This window comes from Terribacillus sp. FSL K6-0262 (assembly GCF_037977385.1).
GTDB lineage: Bacteria > Bacillota > Bacilli > Bacillales > Amphibacillaceae > Terribacillus.
In genome coordinates this window covers 2,871,591-2,888,660 of sequence record NZ_CP150277.1, presented here as the reverse complement: position 1 = coordinate 2,888,660, position 17,070 = coordinate 2,871,591, and the positions used below count along the sequence as shown (strand labels likewise).

General features: G+C 48.1%; 21 protein-coding genes and 1 other annotated feature. Of the genes, 5 read left to right on the top strand and 16 right to left on the bottom strand.

From position 1 onward, the window contains the following. Positions 1-28: 28 nt before the first annotated feature. Both MHI54_RS14730 and zapA read right to left on the bottom strand, forming a co-directional pair. Positions 29-595 (bottom strand): CvpA family protein, encoded by a 567-nt coding sequence (locus tag MHI54_RS14730; RefSeq protein ID WP_095215642.1) that lies wholly within the window; start codon positions 593-595, stop codon positions 29-31. Continuing rightward, positions 588-863 carry a cell division protein ZapA gene (zapA, locus tag MHI54_RS14725; RefSeq protein WP_095215643.1) on the bottom strand — a complete coding sequence of 92 codons (276 nt, stop codon included), beginning with the start codon at positions 861-863 and terminating at the stop codon, positions 588-590. Before zapA ends, MHI54_RS14730 begins: the two co-directional genes overlap by 8 nt. Positions 864-986: 123 nt before the next feature. On the opposite strand from zapA, the gene rnhC reads away from it, so the two are divergent. Next, the gene (gene rnhC, locus MHI54_RS14720) at positions 987-1,922 is read left to right on the top strand and encodes a ribonuclease HIII (protein WP_095215644.1); all 936 of its coding nucleotides are present in this window, start codon (positions 987-989) and stop codon (positions 1,920-1,922) included. Between the two features lie 244 nt (positions 1,923-2,166). Here the strand turns inward: rnhC and MHI54_RS14715 are convergent, their stop codons facing one another. From MHI54_RS14715 to MHI54_RS14695, 5 genes are all read right to left on the bottom strand, one after another. Then, positions 2,167-2,460, bottom strand: a complete 294-nt coding sequence (locus tag MHI54_RS14715) for a GNAT family N-acetyltransferase (RefSeq protein WP_233134944.1) — start codon at positions 2,458-2,460, stop codon at positions 2,167-2,169. Continuing rightward, on the bottom strand, positions 2,457-2,618 hold the full coding sequence (locus MHI54_RS14710; RefSeq protein ID WP_340081964.1) for a hypothetical protein: 162 nt from the start codon (positions 2,616-2,618) through the stop codon (positions 2,457-2,459). Before MHI54_RS14710 ends, MHI54_RS14715 begins: the two co-directional genes overlap by 4 nt. A 361-nt stretch (positions 2,619-2,979) precedes the next feature. Then, the gene (pheT, locus tag MHI54_RS14705) at positions 2,980-5,406 is read right to left on the bottom strand and encodes a phenylalanine--tRNA ligase subunit beta (protein ID WP_095215645.1); all 2,427 of its coding nucleotides are present in this window, start codon (positions 5,404-5,406) and stop codon (positions 2,980-2,982) included. Between the two features lie 14 nt (positions 5,407-5,420). After that, positions 5,421-6,455 carry a phenylalanine--tRNA ligase subunit alpha gene (pheS, locus tag MHI54_RS14700; protein ID WP_095215646.1) on the bottom strand — a complete coding sequence of 345 codons (1,035 nt, stop codon included), beginning with the start codon at positions 6,453-6,455 and terminating at the stop codon, positions 5,421-5,423. Positions 6,456-6,793: 338 nt separating this feature from the next. Then, a complete protein-coding gene (locus MHI54_RS14695; protein ID WP_095215647.1) occupies positions 6,794-7,534 on the bottom strand; it encodes an RNA methyltransferase in 741 nt (246 codons plus the stop codon). Positions 7,535-7,629: 95 nt separating this feature from the next. On the opposite strand from MHI54_RS14695, the gene sspI reads away from it, so the two are divergent. Together sspI and MHI54_RS14685 are read left to right on the top strand one after the other, a co-directional pair. Further along, on the top strand, positions 7,630-7,842 hold the full coding sequence (gene sspI, locus MHI54_RS14690) for a small acid-soluble spore protein SspI (protein WP_095215648.1): 213 nt from the start codon (positions 7,630-7,632) through the stop codon (positions 7,840-7,842). Positions 7,843-7,922: 80 nt separating this feature from the next. After that, entirely contained in the window at positions 7,923-8,726 is an 804-nt protein-coding gene (locus MHI54_RS14685) for a lytic transglycosylase domain-containing protein (protein ID WP_340081963.1), read from the top strand. A 32-nt stretch (positions 8,727-8,758) separates the two neighbouring features. Here the strand turns inward: MHI54_RS14685 and MHI54_RS14680 are convergent, their stop codons facing one another. Beyond that, positions 8,759-9,838 (bottom strand): M42 family metallopeptidase, encoded by a 1,080-nt coding sequence (locus tag MHI54_RS14680; RefSeq protein WP_095215649.1) that lies wholly within the window; start codon positions 9,836-9,838, stop codon positions 8,759-8,761. 17 nt (positions 9,839-9,855) lie between these two features. Beyond that, entirely contained in the window at positions 9,856-10,344 is a 489-nt protein-coding gene (locus tag MHI54_RS14675; protein WP_095215650.1) for a dUTP diphosphatase, read from the bottom strand. A gap of 113 nt (positions 10,345-10,457) precedes the next feature. On the opposite strand from MHI54_RS14675, the gene MHI54_RS14670 reads away from it, so the two are divergent. Further along, complete coding sequence (locus MHI54_RS14670; RefSeq protein WP_340081962.1) at positions 10,458-10,832, top strand: hypothetical protein; 375 nt, start codon at positions 10,458-10,460, stop codon at positions 10,830-10,832. 34 nt (positions 10,833-10,866) lie between these two features. Here the strand turns inward: MHI54_RS14670 and MHI54_RS14665 are convergent, their stop codons facing one another. From MHI54_RS14665 to infC, 5 genes are all read right to left on the bottom strand, one after another. Continuing rightward, entirely contained in the window at positions 10,867-11,439 is a 573-nt protein-coding gene (locus MHI54_RS14665; protein ID WP_095215652.1) for a VTT domain-containing protein, read from the bottom strand. A 78-nt stretch (positions 11,440-11,517) separates the two neighbouring features. Next, positions 11,518-11,772 (bottom strand): DUF1294 domain-containing protein, encoded by a 255-nt coding sequence (locus tag MHI54_RS14660; protein WP_198946035.1) that lies wholly within the window; start codon positions 11,770-11,772, stop codon positions 11,518-11,520. A 60-nt stretch (positions 11,773-11,832) separates the two neighbouring features. Next, on the bottom strand, positions 11,833-12,189 hold the full coding sequence (gene rplT / locus MHI54_RS14655; RefSeq protein WP_095215654.1) for a 50S ribosomal protein L20: 357 nt from the start codon (positions 12,187-12,189) through the stop codon (positions 11,833-11,835). Positions 12,190-12,228: 39 nt separating this feature from the next. After that, positions 12,229-12,423, bottom strand: a complete 195-nt coding sequence (gene rpmI, locus MHI54_RS14650) for a 50S ribosomal protein L35 (RefSeq protein ID WP_093728217.1) — start codon at positions 12,421-12,423, stop codon at positions 12,229-12,231. Positions 12,424-12,449: 26 nt separating this feature from the next. After that, complete coding sequence (infC, locus tag MHI54_RS14645; RefSeq protein ID WP_143594482.1) at positions 12,450-12,956, bottom strand: translation initiation factor IF-3; 507 nt, start codon at positions 12,954-12,956, stop codon at positions 12,450-12,452. A 97-nt stretch (positions 12,957-13,053) separates the two neighbouring features. Then, positions 13,054-13,175 (bottom strand) — a sequence feature (ribosomal protein L20 leader region). A gap of 189 nt (positions 13,176-13,364) precedes the next feature. On the opposite strand from infC, the gene MHI54_RS14640 reads away from it, so the two are divergent. Then, positions 13,365-13,856 (top strand): DUF1648 domain-containing protein, encoded by a 492-nt coding sequence (locus MHI54_RS14640; protein WP_340081961.1) that lies wholly within the window; start codon positions 13,365-13,367, stop codon positions 13,854-13,856. A gap of 104 nt (positions 13,857-13,960) precedes the next feature. On the opposite strand, the gene thrS is transcribed toward MHI54_RS14640, so the two are convergent. Together thrS and ytxC are read right to left on the bottom strand one after the other, a co-directional pair. Next, the gene (gene thrS, locus MHI54_RS14635; protein ID WP_340081960.1) at positions 13,961-15,907 is read right to left on the bottom strand and encodes a threonine--tRNA ligase; all 1,947 of its coding nucleotides are present in this window, start codon (positions 15,905-15,907) and stop codon (positions 13,961-13,963) included. Positions 15,908-16,230: 323 nt separating this feature from the next. Next, positions 16,231-17,040, bottom strand: a complete 810-nt coding sequence (gene ytxC, locus MHI54_RS14630; protein ID WP_233134953.1) for a sporulation protein YtxC — start codon at positions 17,038-17,040, stop codon at positions 16,231-16,233. Positions 17,041-17,070 lie beyond the last annotated feature (30 nt).

Sequence of the window (17,070 nt, the reverse complement as noted above, 5' to 3'; positions counted from 1 at the left end):
GCGCAAGATGCCGCAAGGGTTAAGCATTTCATCCCATCAATTCAGTGGGTAATTTATTTGCAACATGATTCAGCCATAGATCCTTGATCTCACCAGATATATATGGTGTATGCTCCACGATCCAAGCCGCAAGTATCGACTTGTCCAGCGCTTCCTGCATTGGCGTGATCGGCAGCAATACCGATAGATAAAGAATAACGAATACGAGCAGATAGATCTCGATGAATCCGAGCACCCCGCCAAGAAGCTTATTCACGGAGCGTAATATCGGCAGGTCCGCTATGAAATCGAGCATGGATCCGATGATGTGTAAAATGATCTTTGTCGCGAAGAACAAAATCGCGAACGCGATTGCATTATAGAAAACCTGATCCAGCGGCACAGCTCCGAATATGTCAGACCAAGCGCTATCGGATGATACATCCGGATACGGAATCCATAATTCCAGCTTCGGTGCAAGCTGATCATAATAAATAGCTGCGACAATGAATGACACGATAAAGCTTGCCAAATGAAATAGCTGCATGATGAAGCCGCGCTTTAGGCCGACGAGCACGCCGAACAGGAGCATGGCGATGATAAGTAAATCAATCATTATCCTTTCTTGCCTCTTTCCTTGTGATAGAGCCTAGCAATTGTGCATAATCCTCTTTCAGTTTCAAATAATCATTCGTTGTATTGACAGCCGTCAAGACGGCCAGTTTGGCAGTATCAAGATTCGGATTCGCATCATGGATCTCCGACATCTTCTGATCGACAAGGCTCGCCACCATCCGCATGCGATGTGCCGGCTCCTGTCCGACGATTGTATAGGAGCGGTTATGTATCTCCACCGTTACACGTGTTTTATCAGATTGGGACACGTTCTCCCCCCTCACTTCTCTTATAATACTAGTCTTAATAGTAACATGAAGGTGTCGATTTAGGAAACTATTCTGTATAGACGAACGGCATGCTATACTAATTGTCAGATTGGAGAGATGAACGTGGGACAAATCGTATTGCAATTGCCGCTGGACACCATCCAGCAAATGAAAGAAACATACAGCCACGCTGAAAAAGCTGCGCCTCCGGGAGCGGTCTTTTCAGCAAAGACGCCAAGCTGCGCCATCACTGCCTACAAATCAGGAAAAGTGCTTTTCCAGGGCAAAGCACCGGAAGCAGAGGCGGATAAATGGGGAAGCGCACCTTCGGCCCCGAAGAAGTCCCCCGCGGCGAAACCAAGCGTCAACGAGCACAAGTATGCTCCTGCCCCAGGTCTTTTCACCGCTTCCCATATCGGATCGGATGAAGCCGGGACAGGCGACTTCTTTGGACCGATTACAGTGGCGAGTGTATATGTCGATCATAGCCAGTTCGCCCTTTTGAAGGAGCTTGGTGTCAAAGACTCCAAACTGCTCAAGGATGACAGCATTCAGCGCATCGCCAAGGATTTGATGCATGTCGGGCTTCCCTATTCCCTGCTTGTGCTGCGCAATGAAAAATACAACCAGCTCCAGCAGCGGGGCTGGTCCCAAGGGAAGATGAAAACGATGCTGCATCACCATGCCATCCAGAAGCTGCTGGCAAAAATTGCACCAACCAAGCCGGATGGGATACTGATCGATCAATTTCAGCTGCCTGCAACCTATATCAAGCATCTTGCAACGGAAGGAGAAAGACTGCAGCAGGATGCCTACTTCATGACAAAGGCAGAAAGCCATTCGCTTGCAGTTGCTGCTGCATCGATCATTTCAAGGGCAAGCTTCATAAAAGAAATGGATAAACTGTCCAAGCAAGCAGGGTTTACGATTCCCAAAGGGGCCAGTGCAGCTGTCGATCAAGCAGCCGGACGCCTCATCCGGACAAAGGGCCGGCAAGCATTGCCTGCATTCACGAAGATGCATTTTGCCAATAGCGCCAAAGCGGAGAAGTACGTCTGACATCCCTGCTCTGCTTGCGGCTGTCCCGCACCAGCAGGTCTCCGGGCTCCTTACATGGATTTGCTCAAGGCATGGGATCAAGCGGTGTCCTGGAATATGCCGTCAATATTTTCGGGATTAGATGATGCTCTGTCAAGGCGGCCCAATCCATTTGACAGAGCTCGCTTCATCCTGTTTGCTGTCCTGCCAGCCCATCCCCTCTCTTCCTACCAGTATAGACAGGAATCATGCCTTTTAACGTCTGTCATTCCAATTCCCGATAATGGCGGAGCGACACTTGCGTCTCTCCTGTGTCCATTACCTTTGTCCTTCGATCCCTACAGCGGAAACCTCTTGCTTCATAGAATGGGATGCCCCGTCGATTCCCTTCCTTCACGGAAACCCATTGCCTGACAGCACCCCGTTCCTTTTGTTCATGGGTTAAAGCCTCCAGCAGCAATGTGCCCGTACCCCGATAGCGATGATCCTCATCTACATACAGCACAAACACTTCACCAGTATCCGGCGCTGTCATCCCGCCGCCGATAACCCCGATCACTTCTCCTGCTGCCACGGCAACATAAGGTTATACCATTCATCGACAGTTTGCTTCTGTGCCTCTTCACTAAGCTTCCCTTCCACGGTCTGTCTCCAGCCCGTGGCGCAAATACGTGCAATCTCTCCCGCATGCGCTCTTTCTGCTTTGATGATTTCCATACTTTCCCCTCCATTTTATTATGTTCCGGTTATAGTCATCCACGGAAAATAATCCCAAAATTCAGTGAATAAAGCAAGGAGTGCACCGATGAATACCGCTCATATAGAATCGATCTTATTGCATGCTTGGTCGCTTAAGACAAGACAAATGCCCCCTCAAAAGTCCAATGCAGCGTCATTGTGATTCACGATTTGTCCAGCGGAGGAGTAGTCAAAACCGCCGCCTCGGATGGAGGGCATTTTTATTTGATAAAAGGAGCCAGACACGATTTCACCGTATCGAAATTCGGTGAGGCACTTATGATTTTGCATGTACTAAAAAAGGATGACGGAGTCTCAAAGACCCTGCCATCCTTTTCTTTTAACTTCTCAATTCTGCACCATGCTTTTCTTTCACTGCTTGAATGATGCTGTTATAAGATGCTTCCACTTCTTCATCTGTCAATGTACGAGTCGGATCCTGGTAAAGCACTGTGTACGCGATTGATTTCTTGCCAGCTTCCATGTGCTCCCCTTGATATACATCAAAGATTTGCACCTGCTGAACAAGTTCTCCGCCTGCTTCCCGGATTGTGCGTTGGATGTCACCAGCATGTGCTGCTTCATTCACAACAAGCGCGATATCCCGTGTAACGGACGGATGACGCGGGATGGTACGGAAGCTTGGTGCTTCTTCGTATTGATCCATCAAATAAGCGATATCCAAATCGAACACATATGTTTCCTTGAGATCGAATGCTTTTTGAACGGTCGGATGCAGCTGGCCGACGACACCTACTGCACGTCCGTTATGGGAAACAACTGCCGTACGACCCGGATGGTATCCATCAAGCTGTGCCTGCTGGAAGACAGGTTCCAGATCAAGCTGTGCGAAGATGCCTTCCACGATGCCTTTTGCCACATAGAAATCCACTGGCTTCTTCTCCTGCTGCCATGGCTGCTCCACCCAGGTTCCAGTCAGTGCACCGGCAAGTCGTGCCGTTTCCATCGGCTGTTCCGTTATCCGTTCCTCTTTGGAAAGGAATACGCGGCCAAATTCGAAATAGCCTAAGTTCTCTTGCTTACGCGCCACATTATAGGAAAGTGTATCCACAAGCTCTGGAAGCAGGCTGATCCGCAAATGGCTGTGTTCCTCGCTCATCGGCATCTTCAATGCGACCGGATGCACTTCTTGCTCCTTCACATCCGGGCTGACAAGCATTTCTGTACGAGCTTTGCTTGTCAGCGAGTAGGTGATTGTTTCCATCAAACCAGCGCCTTGCAGATATTGCTTCAGCTGACGTTTCAAGTATTGCTTTGTCGTCAGCTTACCAGCGAAGGCTTCTCCTTCAGGCAAAGTATATGGAATATTGTCATAGCCATAAATGCGGGCGATTTCTTCCAGCATATCCTCAAACAAGCTGATATCACCGCGTCTTGTCGGAATGGAGACAGTGAACTGGCTGTTATCTTGTTCAAAACCGAACTGCAATCTTGTCAGGATGGAAGCAATTTCCTCATCAGAAATCGTTGTGCCTAAACGGGCGTTCACACTCGCTGTATCGATCTTGACTTTCTTTTCTTCACGATCAAGCTCATCAAATGCCACGATACCTTGTGCAACCTTGCCGCCAGCATACTCAGCAAGAAGACGAGCTGCATAGGCTCCTGCTCGCTCCACACGATTCGGGTCGATCCCTTTTTCATAGCGTGTGCTCGCTTCACTGCGCAAATTATGATGCTTGCTCGCACGCCGGATGGCACGTGCATCGAAGTATGCAGCTTCCAGCAATACTGTTTTCGTATCATCGGAAACTTCAGAGTTGGCTCCGCCCATCACACCTGCAAGAGCAACCGGCTCTTTACCGTTTGTAATGACAATTTCATCACCTTTTAGAGTGCGCTCTTGGTCATCCAAAGTCTGGATTTTTTCGCCCTGCTTAGCAGGACGCACAACGATTTCCTTCGTGGCCACTTTGTCATAATCAAATGCGTGCAGCGGCTGTCCGTAAACTAGCAGCACGTAGTTCGTAATGTCAACAACGTTGTTAATCGGACGAATACCTGCTGCCATCAAATAATTACGCATCCAAAGCGGCGATGGCGCAATCGTCACGTCTTCGATGACGAATGCCCCGTAATATGGATTCAGTTCCCCGTTTTCCACTTTCACCTGGACAAGATCAGCCGCCTTGCTGCCGCTTGTCGGATATGTTTCCTCCGGCAATTTGACTTCCTTGTCAAGGATTGCTGCGACTTCATAGGCAACGCCAAGCATACTCATCGCATCGGCACGGTTCGGTGTCAAGCCAAGCTCCAGTATGACATCATCCAAATTCAGCAATTCTGCCACTGGTGTGCCGACTTCCGTGTCTTCCGGGAATACGAAGATGCCTTCTGCGAATTCCTTCGGTACGAATTTTTCGTCGATGCCAAGCTCCTGCAGTGAGCAGACCATACCGTTCGATTCCACGCCGCGCAGCTTCGCTTTCTTGATTTTCACACCGCCCGGAAGACGTGCTCCCGGCAGGGCAGCTGCGATTTTTTGTCCTTGGGCGATATTCGGCGCGCCGCAAATGATCTGATAGGTCTCTGCGCCGACATTGATTTGGCAAAGATTCAATTTATCTGCATTCGGATGCTGTTCACAGCTCTCCACATACCCGACGACAACCTTCGTGCTTTCCGGTGCCACGCGCTCGATGCTTTCCACTTCGATACCGGAGCGTGTGATTTTTTCTGCCAGCTCCTCCGGTGAAATATTATCTATATCTACATATTGTTTTAACCAATTCAAAGATACATACATGTTTTTGCCTCCCGTTATGCCTTATGGTATTGCGATAGGAATCGTACATCATTCGTATAGAAGTGACGGATATCATCGACACCGTACTTGAGCATCGCGATACGTTCTACCCCCATGCCGAATGCAAAGCCGGAGTATTCTTCCGGATCATAGCCGCTCATACGAAGGACGTTGGAATGCACCATGCCGGCCCCAAGGATTTCGATCCATCCAGTATGCTTGCATACATTACATCCTTTTCCGTCACAAACCTTACATGTCACGTCCACCTCGACAGAGGGCTCCGTGAACGGGAAAAAGCTTGGACGCAGGCGGATTTCCCTATCAGCTCCGAATAGTTTGCGGGAGAATTCCAGCAGGACGCCTTTCAAGTCACTCATGCGGACATTCTTGTCGACCAGCAGGCCTTCGATCTGCGTGAACTGATGGGAATGTGTCGCATCGTCTGTATCACGGCGGTACACGATACCCGGGCAAATCATTTTGATGGCTTTATTGCCATCGTATTCGCGCATCGTACGAGCCTGCACAGGCGAAGTCTGTGTACGCAATAGCAAATGATCGGTAATATAGAAACTATCCTGCATATCACGTGCCGGGTGATCCTGCGGCAAGTTCAAAGCTTCGAAGTTGAAGTAATCCGTTTCCACTTCCGGTCCTTCTTTGATTTCGAATCCCATGCCAAGGAAAAGATCTTCCACTTCTTCGATGATGCTGGTCAATAGATGAGGGCCGCCTGTTTTGACTGGTCGTCCTGGCAGCGTGACATCGATCGCCTCTTTCTGCAGCTGCTCATTCAGTGCTGCTTCTTCCAAAAGATTCTTCTTATTATCCAATGCCGTTGCAATTGCCTCACGGACTTTATTTGCCAGTTCCCCGATGACAGGGCGTTCTTCCGGAGAAAGTTTCCCCATCCCGCGAAGTACCTCGGTGATCGGACCTTTCTTTCCTAAATATGCGACACGCACATCCTGCAAACTCTGCAGATTGTCTGCTTGCTGTACTTTTTCGATGGCTTCTGCTTGTAATGCTTCGAGCTTTTCTCTCATGCTTTTGCCTCCTATGATTTTTGAGCATAAAAAAAGCCCCTCCCTCTGAAAAGGGACGAGCTTTCATTCGCGGTACCACCCTTGTTGGTATACATGTATACCCAACTTGAAGCTTGATAACGGATCTAGCAATCCGGATACACCTTTACTTGCCCAATGACAAGGTCCCGGTGCCTGCTCCAGAGTGAAGGTTCATCCGCTGCCGCTGCCAGCATGCTCTCAGTCAAGGCACGCCTTCCTGTTGCTCGCGATCCGCAGGGATTACTGGCTCTTTCCACGCATCTCAATATGAATCTTGTTTCATTATAGGAAATCCCGGGACAACTTGCAACCTGGTTTTATCTTTTCACTGTATGATACAGCAGGATACCAGTCGCAATACTCACATTCAGGGATTCAGCCTTCCCGAAAATCGGGATTTTCACAGCCATATCGCTTTGGGCGATCAGCCGTTTGTCGATGCCGGCTCCTTCGTTCCCGACAAGCAATGCTGTTTTTTCCGGTGCCTTCAAATCGCGGTAATCGACAGCCCCTTCCAAAGCAGCGGCCCACACCGTATAGCCATTCTCCTGCAGCTCCGGTAATAATAAAGCCAAATCGGCAGTCAATACCGGCAAATGGAAGATCGATCCTTGCGTCGCACGGATCACCTTGTCATTATACCGATCAGCGGAACCTTCCCCAACATAGACAGCGTCATAGCCTGCTGCATCCGCAGTGCGGATGATCGTGCCTAAATTACCAGGGTCCTGCACTGCATCAAGCAGCAAAATACGATCATGCCGTTTTGGTTTCTTATCCTGCATTTGTACGACAGCCGCGATTCCTTGCGGTGTCTCTGTCTCCGTGATCGATTTGAAGACATGGTCCGATACACGGATCGGTTCCAGATGCTTGGCCCATTCCGGCAGCTCCGTCTCCTCCCGCAAAATGAGCTGGCCGATCGTCCAGCCGGACTTGATTGCTTCCTCCGCAAGATGGAAGCCTTCTATCATGAAGGTATTCGTTTTTGTCCGTTCCTTTTTCCGTTTCAATTTTTGCCATTGTTTTACCTGGGCATTTTGGGTCGATGTGATCAACGCACGTTCACTTCCTCTATCTTGACATATCCTCTATCATACATAGTTTTACAAGCAGCGGTCAAACTATAAAAAAGTGGAGGAGGTGCTCATGCATGGATATAAATATTCGTAGTGCCATCTATGCCAATATCAAGGATAATAGCGAAGAACAGCTGGAGGCTACAATTGTGGATTCCATTGACGGGAGAGAAGTCCTGCTGCCTGGCCTGGGTGTATTATTCGAGCTTATTTGGAAAAATGCCAGCGACCAGGAAAAGCAGGAAATGGTCGATGCACTAGCCAAGGGTGTCCAATCCCAGGCATAAGAGCGAGTGAAATAGGTCTTGTCTCCCAGGTACGTTTGAGCTACAATTGGATTAACAATATGTGACAGGAGATATGTTTTTTGGATACATCTTATCTGCTTTCCACACTTAATCCGACAACGCTTGCTACCACTCAGCAGCGAACAGCCTTTTCATCGTCCCAGGGTTCCAGCCAGGCCTTCAGCGACTCGCTCATGCAGACGATGAAGGCGGGTTCATCGGTCCGGCTGAATCCATATGCAACTGCGGGTACCACGATGCAGGCGGAAAGTACGCCTGCCGTACAGTCGATGAAGGCGGGTTCACCGGTCCGGCTGAACCCATATGTAACCGCGGGCACCACGATGCAGGCGGAAAGCACACCCGCTGTACAGTCGATGATGATGAATGCAAGTTCTCAGGTTCGGCTGAACCCATATGTAACAATGGACACAATGACACAAAGCACGCCTGCTGTGCAATCCGTTTCGAAGAGCAGTTCAGGCAGCACCTTCGAAAGTTCCGGCAATAAGAAGATCGATGCCATCATTTCGGAAGCAGCCGACAGATACGGAGTAGACGAAAAACTCATCCGTTCCGTCATTCAAGCGGAATCGAACTTCAATCCATTGGCAGAGAGTGCTGCAGGCGCCCAGGGCTTGATGCAGCTGATGCCGGTTACGGCAGCTGGACTCGGCGTCACAAACAGCTTCGATCCGGAGCAGAATGTCATGGCGGGCACAAAATACCTGAAACAAATGCTGGACCGCTATAACGGCAATACCAGCCTCGCGTTGGCAGCTTATAATGCCGGACCGGGAAATGTCGATAAATATAACGGCATTCCCCCATTCAGCGAAACAACGAAATATGTCAGCAAAATCATGGGCAATTACCTGGCATAAAAAACCAGCTTCCATTTGGAAGCTGGTTTTTCTTAATTATAAGTGATTTTTTCGACGGTATCTTTATCCAATTTGCGGATGACCGCAGTGAGCAGTTTCACTGTGTTATCGTAATCGTCTTCATGGAGCATGGCCGCATGTGTATGAATGTATCGCGTCGGGATCCCGATCGTTATGCTTGGAACACCGTTACCAGTCAGATGGATGCTGCCTGCATCTGTCGCCCCGCCTTTTATCGTGTCGTATTGATAAGGGATTTCCAGTTCTTCTGCTGTCTGGATGACCAAGTCACGCAGGCCTGCATGTGCAATATGCGCAGCATCGTACAATACGATCTGCGGGCCGGCGCCCAGCTTGCCTGTCGCTTCCCTGTCACTGATACCCGGAGTATCGCCAGCAATCCCTGTATCAACAGCAAACGCAATATCTGGACCAATCTTATTGGCAGAAGTAGTCGCACCGCGCCGTCTGACTTCCTCCTGGACGGTGCCGACTCCATAAACCGTCGCTTCCTTGTCAGTGCCGTGCAAATTCTTCAGGACATCGATCGCCACGGCACAGCCAATGCGGTTATCCCAAGCCTTTGCCAGAAGCAATTTCTCGTTTTTCATCTTCGTGAATTCGAAATATGGCACAACCGAATCTCCGGGACGAACACCGAATGCCTCTGCTTCTTCCTTGCTGCCGGCTCCGATGTCTATGAACATCTCCTCTACGGAAGCAGGCTTTTTCCGTTTCTCGAGCGAAAGCAGATGCGGCGGCTTGGAGCCGATGATGCCAACCAGTTCCCCTTGTTTCGTATGGACAGTTACACGCTGCGCCAGCATGACCTGACTCCACCAGCCACCGAGCGTCTGGAAGTACAAAAAGCCATTGGCATCGATACGCGTCACCATGAATCCGATCTCATCGAGATGACCGGCCACCATGACTTTCGGACCGTCTGCCCTGGCACCTTTTTGGACGGCAATCAGACTGCCAAGCTTATCGGTCGTTACCTCATCGGCAAATGGGGTGATATAATCGCGCATCACCTTGCGGATACCTGCCTCATCTCCCGGAACTCCTGGTGCATCAGTCAAACTTTTCAACATCTTCAATTTATCATTCATCATGCAGACCTCCCCGATTAATAGCCTTGATCCTGTCTTGTATGATTCACTTCATTTTTCTGCTTATAAGCCTCCACTATCGAAACTTCACTGAAGCCAAGCATCCGACCAAGGACAAGGAAGCTTTGGAAAAGCGCTTCGTAAGTTGTTTGTACCGGTTCAGCATAAAAAGCACCGATTGTACGATACAGCTCAAGGAAGGCATCAGTCTGATCAAGTTGGTCATCAGGCAGCGGAGCCGGCGCATACGTAAGACCTTTATCAAGTCCGAGCGATAAGATGAAATGCAGACCATCCACATATTCCTCCAAAATGACGTTCTGTTCGCTTGGGCCTTTCCTGCTCCAGAATTTGAAACAGCGGGTCTCATTGGCCAGCTCCCCGATTTCCACTTGCAATGCCAGTATCTTCTTTCTGAAAAGATCGCTGCGGTTTGCCATTTCCAGCTTGTCTTCGATGTAGGCATCCAGCTCACGCTGTTTACTGAAAAGATATTCATAATCCATGGTCAAGACTCCTTCTTGCGTTATTCCTATGTAGTGAGGGTATAGTAAAACGGATGAAACTTCTTCTTTAGCGTAATCGTATCTATACAAAAAGTAAAGGAGGCCTGCTCGCTATGAAGATTATTTTTCTCCTATTGCTGGCAGGTGCAGCAATTCTTTTGTCCTACACATTCCTGAAAGCAAGGAGTAACTCAACCCACGCCCCCTCCTGCCTGGATGCCGGCGAAGTGGAGTTCCGTGATCAGTATGATCATCATTTCACCCTCAGCTACCGCGGCTATCGGATGATCGGGAAGAAATATTTACACCCAAGGGAAGACAGCATCGAGGTGACCAAGGTGGTGATGAACGCAGTGCAGCCCGATCAGCTATCCGGCTTTTCCCGGAATGATCTCTATAAAATGGAAGAATGCATCCTGAGCCATTTTCCTTATGCATCCATTGAATGGAAGCAGCCGATAAAGGAGCTCGTCCTGACAGAAATCTAAAAAAACACTGGAGCTTGTATAGCGCACCAGTGTTTTATGCACTTTCCCTGAAAAACTCTTCCCATTTGATCGTGAATTCCTTCTTGCGCATCAGATAGATACAGATCAGGAGGATGATCATGACTCCCCCGATTGCTGCCGGCGGCAAGTAGCGAAGCCAAGTGCCTGCAAAAGAATAAGCCGCAGCAAGCGGGATGCTCGATAAGAATGAAGCTTTCCCATATGACCTCCAGTTGCGATTTGTCTCCATCAAGCATACACTCAGGATGTGGAAGTGAATGAACGGAACCAGCCGCATCAGTGCGACTTGTGTCGTCGTAAAGCTCGTATGCCTGCCGATCAGCTTCTGTTTCAGCATGAGAATTCGATTGGCGGATTGCGGAAAACGCTGGGCAATCGCATAGAATAGCAGACTGGATGCTGTAATGCCGATGATGGACAGAATCGTACCTGCTACTGCTCCGAATAGAATCCCCCCTGATATGCATAGGAAAACGACAGGCAGAAATAAAACAGGTCGAAGCAGATACAGGAGGATGAACAAGAGTGGTGCAAACAATCCGCCTGTTGCGACGACCGTCAACATTGCCGAACCTACCTGATCCATCGCTGCTCACTCCCTCTAAGATGTCCCTAATATATATGACATGAGACGAGCCTTTATGACAAGCACACGGGATTTATCTTACAAGAAATAGAGAATAAGCAGGACATGCATGGCGACAAGGCATGGAAACCCGATAACGAACGCGGCATGCTTCGTTTTATGTCGGAAGGCTTGCATCCCCGCCCAGCCTCCGAGTGCACCCCCGATCACAGCGGTGATCCAGAGCCTGCGTTCACTGATACGCCACGCATGCGTTCTTGCTCTTTGTTTATCGATTCCCATCCAGCTGAAGAGCAGGATATTGACAACCAGCAGATACAGACTAATCAACAGCCACATTCGAATCCCTCACTATAGAAAAAGCCGCTATCCATCGATAGCGGCTTTTTCGACTTATTTCAATGCTTCTTTTGCTTTGGAAGCTAGTTGCGCGAATGCTTTTTCGTCAGAGATTGCAAGCTCGGAAAGCATTTTGCGGTTTACTTCGATACCAGCAAGTTTAAGACCGTGCATCAAACGGCTGTAAGAAAGATCGTTCATACGTGCAGCAGCATTGATACGTGCAATCCATAGTTTACGGAAGTCACGTTTTTTCTGTCTGCGGTCACGGTATGCATACTGACCGGATTTGATTACTTGTTGTTTTGCAGTTTTGAATAGTGCATGTTTCGCACCGTAATAACCTTTAGCTAGCTTAAGAACGCGTTTGCGACGCTGACGCGTTACTGTTCCACCTTTTACACGTGGCATTGTATTCCCTCCTATAGGACAAAAAATTCTTGGATTTTATTATTTAGGCAGCATTTGTTTGATACGTTTAAGATCACCAGCAGAAACAAGTGCATCTTTGCGAAGCTTGCGTTTCTGTTTAGTGGATTTATTGGCAGCCAAGTGGCTAGTGTAACCGTGGTTACGGCTTACTTTTCCAGAACCTGTTTTTTTGAAACGTTTAGCAGACCCGCTGTGGGTTTTCATTTTTGGCATCGTATTTCCTCCTTATATCCTTCGGCTTACTGCTTCTCTGCTGTCGGGGCAAGCATCATGAACATGCTGCGGCCTTCCATTTTCGCTTTCATTTCGACCGTTGCAATGTCCTTGCATTCCTCAGCCAGCTTCTCGAGAACCTGTTGGCCTAATTCTTTATGCGTAATGGCACGTCCGCGGAAACGAACAGAAGCCTTTACTTTATCGCCTTTTTCAAGAAACTTACGCGCATTGCGAAGTTTTGTGTTGAAGTCATGATCCTCGATACCGGGGCTCAAGCGTACTTCTTTCACGTTGATTACTTTCTGGTTCTTACGCGCTTCTTTTTCTTTCTTCTGTTGCTCGAAGCGGTATTTACCATAGTCCATAATCCGGCAAACTGGTGGTTTTGCATTCGCAGCCACAAGCACCAAATCAAGATTTCTCGTCTGAGCGATTTCTAATGCTTCCTGACGGGATTTAACGCCAAGCTGGTCACCGTTGGAATCAATGAGTCGAACCTCACGTGCGCGAATTTTCTCATTGACGTTCATTTCTTTGCTAATAATCATCCACCTCCAGGATATTTTGGGAAACTTATGATCGGGGACAAGATATCCGCCGTTTATCAGTTAAACATGGTTGTAAAAAAGCATAAAAAAAATGCCGGTACACATACGGCACCCACACTAGTCCTAAAACACTGTTTATCAAACCTGCCAACTGCCAAACGGCGTCAATCAGGTGAGAAGTGGGTACTTCTGCTTGTCTCAGATCACATATTTATTTCACTTTTACAATCTTATCATAGCTGATGTATGCTGTCAATCATATTGAAGCCCAGTAATCCTGCTCAACTAATGTAACACATTCTTTGGATACTGACAACCGTCGATTTAAAATAATATAGCCGGAACCTATTCCCCAGCTATTCCGTAAGTGAACAAAGGGGTGATATTCAGATGCAGAAACAGCTCAGCATACCGAAAACACGCGGCGAAAAAGTATGGGATACTATCGGAATCGGAAGTTATCTAGCTACTGTCATCTTCTTGATCATAATCTGGCGGCAGCTGCCTGAACAGGTGCCTCTCCACATGGGTCTGACCGGACACGTCGATGACTGGGCGGCAAAAGAAAGTCTGCTTCTTCTCCCAGCAATCAGTATACCTATGTTTACACTCCTGCATCTATTGGGGAAATATCCCCATATACACAGTTACCCAAAACGACTGAATGAGGAAAACGCGGCCGCATTTTTTCTGCAAAGCCGGAAAATGCTCAATAAGATGAAGAATATTACTCTGGTGCTTTTTAGCTTCATTGATGTGGAATTCAGTATGATTGCTTTAGGCTGGATAGATGATGGCCGTGCCTGGACGATGATCATCATCTTGCTTGCTGTTTTTTATCCTATCGTCGAAGGCCTGATGAAGCAGCGCAAAATAAAGTGAGCTTCTCATCCTAATAGGCATTGCACTTTCCTCAGCACGCATAAAGCCTTCCAAACAAAAAAATCCTTTCATCACTGCAAGCAGCGATGAAAGGATTCTTCCAGTTATTTACGCAATACGCGTTTCTCTACTTCTTCTTTAATATCCGCAACGAATGCTTTCAGATCTTTCGTTTCGGATTGTTTTTCTCCGTAACGGCGGATGTTCACCGCTTGGTCACTCACTTCCTGGTCGCCGACGATAATCTGGAATGGAATTTTCTGTACTTGTGCTTCACGGATCTTATAGCCGATCTTCTCTTCGCGCTCATCCACTTGCACACGGATGCCTTCCATACGAAGAGCATCTTCCACTTGACGTGCGTATGCCAAATGTGCTTCTGGTGAAACCGGGATGATTTTCGCCTGTACTGGTGCAAGCCATGTTGGGAAGGCACCTTTGTATTCTTCAATCAAGAAGGCAACGAAACGTTCCATTGTCGATACGACACCGCGGTGGATCACGACTGGACGGTGTTCTTTGCCATCTTCACCGATGTAAGTCAGATCGAAACGCTCCGGCAAGTGGAAGTCCAGCTGAACAGTGGACAATGTCTCATCTTTACCAAGGGCTGTCTTCACCTGCACATCAAGCTTCGGACCGTAGAATGCTGCTTCGCCTTCTGCTTCCACATAATCAAGCTCAAGGTCTTCCATTGTTTCTTTGAGCATCGCTTGTGCTTTATCCCACATTGCATCATTATCGACATATTTCTCTTTATCTTCCGGATCGCGGTAAGAAAGACGGAAGGAATAATTTTCGATACCGAAGTCTTTGTACACAGCCTGTACAAGTTGAACGACACGGATGAACTCATCTTTCAATTGATCCGGGCGCGCGAAAATATGCGCATCATTCAATGTCATGGCGCGTACACGCTGCAAGCCGGCAAGGGCCCCGGACATTTCGTGACGGTGCATCGTGCCAAGCTCCGCTATACGGATCGGCAGGCTGCGGTAGCTGTGCAATTCATTTTTGTACACCATCATATGGTGCGGGCAGTTCATCGGACGAAGCACAAGGTCCTCATTGTCCATTTCCATCGGCGGGAACATATCATCTTTGTAATGATCCCAGTGTCCGCTTGTTTTATAAAGATCCACACTGCCGAGCACTGGTGTATACACGTGGTCATAGCCAAGCTTTTCTTCCAAATCGACGATATAGCGCTCGATTGTACGGCGGATTGTCGCACCTTTTGGCAGCCATAGCGGCAAGCCTTGTCCGACTTTCTGATTGACAGTGAACAATTCCAATTCTTTTCCTAGTTTGCGATGATCGCGTTCCTTCGCTTCCTCAAGCATTTTCAAGTGATGCTCCAGCTCGTTTTTCTTCTCGAAAGCAGTACCGTAAATACGCTGCAGCATTTTGTTGTTGCTGTCGCCCCTCCAGTAAGCACCGGAAATGCTAAGCAGCTTGAACACTTTGATTTTGCCAGTGGATGGAACATGGATACCGCGGCACAGGTCAAAGAATTCGCCTTGCTCATAGATGGTTACATCTTGATCTTCCGGAATGGCGTCGATCAATTCCAGTTTCAATTCATCACCGATTTCACGGAACATTGCTTTTGCTTCTTCACGGCTGACAACCTTGCGGACAATCGGAAGGTTCGCATCAACGATCCGCTGCATTTCTTTTTCGATTTTCGGAAGGTCTTCCGGTGTAAGGGAAACCTCCAGGTCCATATCATAATAGAAGCCATTCTCGATTACCGGTCCTACCCCGAATTGAACATTGCCATACAGGCGTTTCACTGCTTGTGCAAGCAAATGAGCAGCAGAGTGGCGCATGATTTCCACACCTTGCTCCTGCTTGAGTGTGATGATTTCGATTGCACCGCCGTTTGGAAGCGGAGTGCGCAAATCAAATGCAGCACCGTCGACATTGACTGCGATCGCCTGCTTTTTCAAGCCTGATGAGATGGAGCCGGCGATATCTTCGCCAGTTGTTCCAGCGGGAAATTCCTTTTTCGCTCCATCCGGGAAAATGAATTCTAATACTTCTGCCATTGTTCTTTCCTCCTAAATATAAAAAAGCCCGTCCCTTTGCATATATATACTATGCAAAGGGACGAGCATTCGTCTCGTGGTTCCACCCTAATTCCCGGTGACGTTCACCGGCTCAAGGATCTGTAACGCAGATCAGACGCCGCCGGTTTCCTTTCGTCCCCCGGCAGAGCTGTAAAAGGCGGTAACAGCAAAACTTGTGCAGGAAGCTTCCAGCCTAGGCTTCCCTCTCTATGAGCGCAAATGATTTTGCCATCATGTCCTTTATTGTCGCTTCTTGATATAAATTAAGTATAAGCGCTATTTCAGGAAAATGCAAGGACATGCTAAAACAAGGAGAAGGGAAATTGATGCAAGGGAAGGTATGCGGCTCTTTCCTGAAAAATATTGATGATAGTGAGTGTTTTGGGTTCAGAAGGGTGCTCACCATATAAATAGATCTTTTTTGGAGACATGGCAATCAGCGGTGTTATATTTTTTTCCTGTTTGCCGATTCCAGCAAGGAATAGCGGCTCCTCCTCCGCAAAGGCAGCAATTTCATCGTCGGAAAATCGTGTGCCGTCATTTTTATAAAAAGAAAAATCACGGCCTTGGATGACATGTACCACAAGGGAATCAATCGGTTTTTTCCCGATATATTCACGCAGCGATTCTACATACATTTGATATTCTTCTTCCCGCTTGTATTCTTCTATCGCATCACCGACTATTTCAATCAGCGCTTCTCTGTATCCATTGCTGCGAAATTGGATGACGGCATCAAAAAACACCCTGATATGCTTGGCAGCGATCTCCTGAAAAGTCTGTGTGATTTGCTGGCGGGATACACTCGGCTCTTTTTTCTCCTCATACCTATCCCCGACGATCATCGTATGTGTCAATTCAGCTATACGCTTTATCGCTTCTTCATCCTTATAATAATAGACTTCCTTCGCAATTTGTCTGATCCATTCCGTCTCTCGATGATGCAGGAATGTTTCAACCAAGGCCATCGCAATCCGCCTATGATAGCCATCATGGACTGTCGCCACATAGCCCCAGCGATCATCTTCATCCACATAGACCTGCTTCGTCCCATCCAGCATGGCCAAGCAAGAACAGAATGTATCCATCTCTTTTTTTGATTTGATAAACACTTTACGCAATATCAACCACCCTCGCCACTA

Excerpts from the sequence above, each read along its gene's own strand:
- MHI54_RS14730 (WP_095215642.1), bottom strand. The coding sequence starts at position 595 with ATGATTGATTTACTTATCATCGCCATGCTCCTGTTCGGCGTGCTCGTC.
- MHI54_RS14710 (WP_340081964.1), bottom strand. The coding sequence starts at position 2,618 with ATGGAAATCATCAAAGCAGAAAGAGCGCATGCGGGAGAGATTGCACGT.
- pheT (WP_095215645.1), bottom strand. The coding sequence starts at position 5,406 with ATGTATGTATCTTTGAATTGGTTAAAACAATATGTAGATATAGATAAT.
- pheS (WP_095215646.1), bottom strand. The coding sequence starts at position 6,455 with ATGAGAGAAAAGCTCGAAGCATTACAAGCAGAAGCCATCGAAAAAGTA.
- sspI (WP_095215648.1), top strand. The coding sequence starts at position 7,630 with ATGGATATAAATATTCGTAGTGCCATCTATGCCAATATCAAGGATAAT.
- MHI54_RS14680 (WP_095215649.1), bottom strand. The coding sequence starts at position 9,838 with ATGAATGATAAATTGAAGATGTTGAAAAGTTTGACTGATGCACCAGGA.
- MHI54_RS14675 (WP_095215650.1), bottom strand. The coding sequence starts at position 10,344 with ATGGATTATGAATATCTTTTCAGTAAACAGCGTGAGCTGGATGCCTAC.
- MHI54_RS14670 (WP_340081962.1), top strand. The coding sequence starts at position 10,458 with ATGAAGATTATTTTTCTCCTATTGCTGGCAGGTGCAGCAATTCTTTTG.
- MHI54_RS14665 (WP_095215652.1), bottom strand. The coding sequence starts at position 11,439 with ATGGATCAGGTAGGTTCGGCAATGTTGACGGTCGTCGCAACAGGCGGA.
- rplT (WP_095215654.1), bottom strand. The coding sequence starts at position 12,189 with ATGCCACGTGTAAAAGGTGGAACAGTAACGCGTCAGCGTCGCAAACGC.
- rpmI (WP_093728217.1), bottom strand. The coding sequence starts at position 12,423 with ATGCCAAAAATGAAAACCCACAGCGGGTCTGCTAAACGTTTCAAAAAA.
- infC (WP_143594482.1), bottom strand. The coding sequence starts at position 12,956 with ATGAACGTCAATGAGAAAATTCGCGCACGTGAGGTTCGACTCATTGAT.
- MHI54_RS14640 (WP_340081961.1), top strand. The coding sequence starts at position 13,365 with ATGCAGAAACAGCTCAGCATACCGAAAACACGCGGCGAAAAAGTATGG.
- thrS (WP_340081960.1), bottom strand. The coding sequence starts at position 15,907 with ATGGCAGAAGTATTAGAATTCATTTTCCCGGATGGAGCGAAAAAGGAA.